The sequence below is a fragment of the Vibrio sp. 10N.222.48.A3 genome, assembly GCF_041475345.1.
Lineage (GTDB): Bacteria > Pseudomonadota > Gammaproteobacteria > Enterobacterales > Vibrionaceae > Vibrio > Vibrio tasmaniensis_A.
This window is the reverse complement of sequence record NZ_JBFRVX010000472.1, coordinates 1-5,924: the sequence shown is the minus strand read 5'-3', so window position 1 is coordinate 5,924 and position 5,924 is coordinate 1. Positions and strand designations below refer to the sequence as shown.

Below are 5,924 nucleotides of genomic sequence, written 5' to 3'. Positions count from 1 at the left end.
GTATTCTAGACTCAATACCAAACTCTCTACCTGCACTTTCGCGTGCTACAAAAATTCAAAAGCAAGTCGCGAAATTTGGCTTTGATTGGGATTCTATTGGCCCAGTCGCCGATAAGGTTTTAGAGGAAGTTGATGAGGTGCTAGAAGAAGCGCTTCAAGTAACGCCAAACGAAGATTTAGTTGAAGAAGAACTGGGTGATTTGTTGTTTGCTACCGTCAATTTAGTGCGACATTTGGGTAAAAATCCAGAAACGGCTCTCAATAAAGCCAATCTGAAATTTTCACGCCGCTTTAAAGGTGTGGAACAAAAAGTTCGTCAGCAAGATAAAATTTTGACCGACTTTTCTCTACAACAGCTTGATTCCATATGGGATGAAGTCAAAGTGGCGGAGAAAAGATCATCAAAGCTTTTATCATGAATTGATTTGAAGCAAAAAATAAAAAATAGCAGTGTGATAGATTTCACGTTGTGGCGATAAGGGGCTTCTGGTATATTTTCATCCCGTCCAGAAGTAATCCATTTCCCTCATTCAACCAATTTCAGGTTAAACATGACGACAAATTACATTTTTGTTACTGGCGGGGTTGTATCCTCTCTAGGTAAAGGTATTGCAGCAGCATCTCTTGCGGCTATTTTAGAAGCTCGTGGTCTTAAAGTGACTATGATGAAGCTTGACCCTTACATCAACGTTGATCCAGGCACAATGAGCCCGACTCAACACGGTGAAGTGTTCGTTACGGAAGATGGCGCTGAAACTGACCTTGACCTTGGTCACTACGAGCGATTCATTCGCACCAAGATGACTAAGCGTAACAACTTCACTGCAGGTCGTGTTTACTCAGACGTACTCGCTAAAGAGCGTCGCGGTGATTACCTAGGTGCAACTATTCAGGTTATCCCGCACATCACTAACTCTATCAAAGAACGTGTAATTTCTGGCGCAGCTGGCCACGATATCGCGCTTGTTGAAGTTGGTGGTACGGTTGGTGATATCGAATCTCTACCATTCATGGAAGCGATTCGTCAGCTAGCAGTAGAGCTAGGCCGTGAACGCGCAATGTTCATGCACCTTACTCTAGTGCCATACCTAGCAGCTGCGGGCGAAGTGAAAACTAAGCCAACGCAACACTCTGTAAAAGAGCTGCTGTCTATTGGTATTCAGCCAGACATTCTAGTTTGTCGTTCAGACCGCAACATTCCTTCGAACGAGCGTAAGAAAATTGCTCTGTTCTGTAATGTGCAAGAAAATGCAGTTATTTCTATGCGCGATGTTGACTCTATCTACAAGATCCCTCAGCTTATTAAAGCTCAAGGCACTGATGAACTTGTATGTAAGCGTTTCGGCATCACAGCTCCAGAAGCAGACCTGTCTGAATGGGAACAAGTAATTTACGAAGAAGCTAACCCAACGGGTGAAGTGACGATTGGTATGGTTGGTAAGTACATTGAACTACCAGACGCATACAAATCAGTAAATGAAGCGCTAAAACACGCGGGCTTGAAAAATCGCCTAAGCGTTAATATTAAATACGTAGATTCACAAGACGTTGAGTCTCGTGGCGTAGAAGTTTTAGAAGGCCTAGATGCAATCCTAGTTCCTGGTGGTTTTGGTGATCGTGGTGTTGAAGGCAAGATTCTTGCTGCTCAATACGCTCGTGAAAACAAAGTACCTTACTTAGGTATCTGTCTAGGTATGCAAGTAGCACTTATCGAGTACGCTCGTAACGTTGCGAAAATGGAAGGGGCACACTCTTCTGAATTCTGTACTGATACTAAGTACCCAGTTGTTGGTCTTATCACTGAGTGGACTGATGGCGAAGGTAAAGTTGAAGAGCGTACAGAAACATCTGACCTTGGCGGCACAATGCGTCTTGGTTCACAGCTTTGTCACCTAGCGAAAGGGACAAAAGCTTACGAATTATACGGTAGCGCGACGATCCATGAACGTCATCGTCACCGTTACGAAGTGAACAACAATCTTCGTCCACAAATTGAAAAGGCGGGCCTAAAAGTATCGGGTCTATCTGCGGACAAGAAACTGGTTGAAGTTATCGAGAACCCGAACCATCCATGGTTCGTTGCTGCTCAATTCCACCCAGAGTTCACTTCAACACCTCGCGATGGTCACCCATTGTTTGCAGGTTTCGTTAAAGCAGCTGGCGAGTTCCAGCGCGGCGAATTAGAGAAGTAAAAAGGAATACAGGTAGCTGCGTAAGTTGTGCTGCTACCTTTAAATTTGACATTTATATATTCAACGAGAAGGAAACATTCAATGTCTAAGATCGTTAAAGTTCTAGGTCGTGAAATCATCGATTCACGTGGTAACCCAACTGTAGAAGCTGAAGTACACCTAGAAGGCGGTTTCGTAGGTATGGCTGCTGCTCCATCTGGCGCATCTACTGGTTCACGCGAAGCTCTTGAGCTACGTGACGGCGACAAATCACGTTTCCTAGGTAAAGGTGTTCTTAAAGCTATTGAAGCTGTAAACGGCCCAATCGCTGAAGCTCTAGTAGGTTCTGACGCTAAAGCACAAGCTGACGTTGACCAAATCATGCTTGACCTAGACGGTACTGAAAACAAGTCTAAGTTCGGTGCGAACGCTATCCTAGCTGTATCTCTAGCTAACGCAAAAGCTGCTGCTGCTGCGAAAGGCATGCCTCTTTACGAGCACATTGCTGAGCTAAACGGTACTGCTGGTCAATTCTCTATGCCTCTACCAATGATGAACATCATCAACGGTGGTGAGCACGCAGATAACAACGTTGACATCCAAGAGTTCATGATCCAACCAGTTGGCGCTAAGACTCTTAAAGAAGGTCTACGTATCGGCGCTGAAGTATTCCACAACCTAGCTAAAGTTCTTAAGTCTAAAGGCTACAGCACTGCAGTTGGTGATGAAGGTGGTTTCGCTCCTAACCTTAAGTCTAACGCTGAAGCTCTAGAAGTTATCGCAGAAGCTGTTGCAGCTGCTGGTTACGAACTAGGTAAAGACGTTACTCTTGCTATGGACTGTGCAGCATCTGAGTTCTTCGACAAAGAAGCTGGTATCTACAACATGAAGGGCGAAGGTAAAACTTTCACTTCTGTAGAGTTCAACCACTACCTAGCTGAGCTAGCGAACAACTTCCCAATCGTTTCTATCGAAGATGGTCTTGACGAGTCTGATTGGGATGGCTTCAAGCACCAAACTGAACTTCTAGGCGACAAGCTTCAAATCGTTGGTGACGATCTGTTCGTTACAAACACTAAGATTCTTGCTGAAGGTATCGAGAAAGGCGTAGCTAACTCTATCCTTATCAAGTTCAACCAAATCGGTTCTCTAACAGAGACTCTAGCTGCTATCAAGATGGCTAAAGACGCTGGCTACACTGCAGTAATCTCTCACCGTTCTGGCGAAACTGAAGATGCAACTATCGCTGATCTAGCGGTAGGTACAGCTGCAGGTCAAATCAAAACTGGTTCTATGAGCCGTTCTGACCGTGTTGCTAAGTACAACCAACTTATCCGTATCGAAGAAGCTCTAGGTTCTAAAGCTCCTTACAACGGTCTTAAAGAAGTTAAAGGTCAATAATTCCTAGCGAATTATTAATCTAAGCTTTTTAAATGCCTCGCTTATGCGGGGCATTTTTTTGTCTGTAGAAAATGACGGGAAGAAGCTCTAGGTTCTAAAGCTCCTCCTCGTTACATCTAAAGTTCGTCATTCCCTAGACTGACGAAGGAAGGAGTCGGGAATCTCATTGTTACCATACTTATCCCGACAATAATTCTCCGACTTATTGATTCCCTAACACCACATATCTCGCACCAATAAGCTCATTATGGTATATATGTGCCTTATTCTAGTTCCTTCTTTTTCAACCGGCGAAAGGTGTTATGCGAATTTTTGCTTTAGTACTGCTCATAGTGTTTGGCTGGCTACAACACACACTGTGGCTCGGTAAAAATGGTATTTCTGATTACTACGGTGTGAACAACGAAATCCAAGTTCAACAGCAAGTAAACGAAAAGCTCCATCTTCGTAACGCAGAGATGTTTGCGGAAATCGATGATCTACGCCAAGGCTTAGACGCGATAGAAGAGCGCGCACGTCATGAGCTTGGAATGGTAAAAGAAGGCGAAACGTTTTTCCGCATCATTGGTGAGGAACCCCATTAATGTCGACTCAACTTCAAAGTGTGATTGCCGTTGTACCTGCAGCGGGCGTCGGTAGCCGAATGAAAGCAGACCGCCCTAAGCAATATCTTAAGATTAACGGCAAAACGATTTTAGAGCACACCATTGAGAAATTACTGTCTCATCCACAAGTCTCTCAAATTGTCGTTGCGATCAGCGATGATGACCCCTATTACCCGGAGTTAGCACTCAACCAGAATCCAAAAGTGGTCAGAGTGTCTGGCGGAAGCGAACGAGCGGACTCGGTACTCTCTGCGCTAAACTGTATCGCTGAGCAGCAGCTTAGCGATTGGGTAATGGTTCACGATGCGGCAAGGCCTTGTGTTCAACTCAGTGATATCGACAAGCTAATTTCCGGCGCGATGAGCCATGATGTAGGGGCTATTTTAGCGGCGCCAGTTCGTGACACGATGAAGCGAGGTGCCCAAGGGCAGATCGAACATACCGTTGAGCGAGCCGATCTATGGCATGCACTTACGCCGCAAATGTTCAGAGCAAAGCCTCTGTGGAATGCATTAAGCGAGGCGTTGCAACAAGGCGTTTCGATTACCGATGAAGCCTCAGCCTTTGAATGGAAAGGTTTATCGCCCGCTTTAGTGGCAGGGCGCTCAGATAATTTTAAGATTACTCAGCCTGAAGATTTAGCACTTGCTGAGTTCTATTTAAGTCAGAATAAGGAATAATGATGATTCGTATTGGCCATGGCTTTGATGTACATAAGTTTGGTGGTGAAGGTCCGGTAATTATAGGTGGCGTTAGAGTCCCTTATGAGCAGGGTCTTATCGCACACTCCGATGGTGATGTTGCCCTTCATGCGTTGTGTGACGCTTTATTAGGTGCGATTGCTGCCGGTGATATTGGTCGTCATTTCCCCGATACTGATGATGAGTGGAAAGGCGCGGATAGCCGTGAACTGCTAAAAGATGTTTATCGTCGAGTAAAAGAACAAGGCTACGTGATTGGTAATGCCGATATTACTATCATGGCGCAAGCTCCAAAGATGGCGCCTCATATAGACTCTATGTGCCACGCTATCGCACAAGATTTAGAAACCAGCATTAGCAATGTGAATGTAAAAGCGACGACCACTGAGCGTTTAGGTTTTACAGGTCGCAAAGAGGGCATCGCATGTGAAGCGGTGGTCCTAATTACTAAAAGTGCGTAAGCACCAACACGAAAAGAACAGCATGTCAGATATTTTATCTTCATTGGCTTATCTAAACGGTAAACCAACTGCGAAAGCAAAACTAAAAGCAAAAGCCGAACACTTTGTCGTTAATGAAGACTTAGGTTTTGAGTTCACTGGTGAAGGCGAACACCTTATGGTGCGCATTCGTAAAACGGGTGAGAACACGAGCTTTGTAGCAAACGAGCTGGCTAAAGCGTGTGGTGTTAAGTCGAAAGACGTGAGTTGGGCTGGTTTGAAGGACCGTCATGCTGTGACAGAACAGTGGTTGAGCGTGCATCTACCAAAAGGTGAACCTGACTTTTCTGCTTTTCTTGCACAATACCCAAGTATTGAGATCTTGGCGACAGCACGCCACAACAAAAAGTTACGTCCAGGCGATTTAGTTGGCAACCAATTCGAGCTAACTTTGTCTGAAGTAACGGACTGCGATGATGTAGTCAAACGTTTGGAAAAAGTCGCTCAAGTGGGCGTGCCAAATTACTTTGGTGCTCAGAGGTTTGGCAATGAAGGTAACAACTTATCTGAAGCTCGTCGTTGGGGGCGTGAAAACGTTCGTACACG

Annotated in this window: 7 protein-coding genes; all 7 read left to right on the top strand. The window is 45.1% G+C overall.

The window, feature by feature from the left end; translation table 11 throughout:
- The coding region (locus AB4653_RS14095; protein WP_372104492.1) for a MazG family protein at positions 1–419 on the top strand (419 nt) is incomplete at its 5' end.
- A 132-nt stretch (positions 420–551) separates the two neighbouring features.
- Entirely contained in the window at positions 552–2,192 is a 1,641-nt protein-coding gene (locus AB4653_RS14090; RefSeq protein ID WP_009847645.1) for a CTP synthase, read from the top strand.
- A gap of 81 nt (positions 2,193–2,273) precedes the next feature.
- Positions 2,274–3,572, top strand: coding sequence for a phosphopyruvate hydratase (eno, locus tag AB4653_RS14085; protein WP_009847644.1), 1,299 nt, complete (start codon positions 2,274–2,276; stop codon positions 3,570–3,572).
- Between the two features lie 302 nt (positions 3,573–3,874).
- Positions 3,875–4,156 (top strand): cell division protein FtsB, encoded by a 282-nt coding sequence (gene ftsB, locus AB4653_RS14080; RefSeq protein ID WP_009847643.1) that lies wholly within the window; start codon positions 3,875–3,877, stop codon positions 4,154–4,156.
- A complete protein-coding gene (gene ispD / locus AB4653_RS14075) occupies positions 4,156–4,857 on the top strand; it encodes a 2-C-methyl-D-erythritol 4-phosphate cytidylyltransferase (protein ID WP_009847642.1) in 702 nt (233 codons plus the stop codon). Before ftsB ends, ispD begins: the two co-directional genes overlap by 1 nt.
- A 2-nt stretch (positions 4,858–4,859) precedes the next feature.
- The gene (gene ispF / locus AB4653_RS14070) at positions 4,860–5,339 is read left to right on the top strand and encodes a 2-C-methyl-D-erythritol 2,4-cyclodiphosphate synthase (protein ID WP_029223073.1); all 480 of its coding nucleotides are present in this window, start codon (positions 4,860–4,862) and stop codon (positions 5,337–5,339) included.
- A gap of 22 nt (positions 5,340–5,361) precedes the next feature.
- A partial coding sequence (locus AB4653_RS14065) for a tRNA pseudouridine(13) synthase TruD (protein WP_372104488.1) occupies positions 5,362–5,924 on the top strand: 563 nt, incomplete at its 3' end.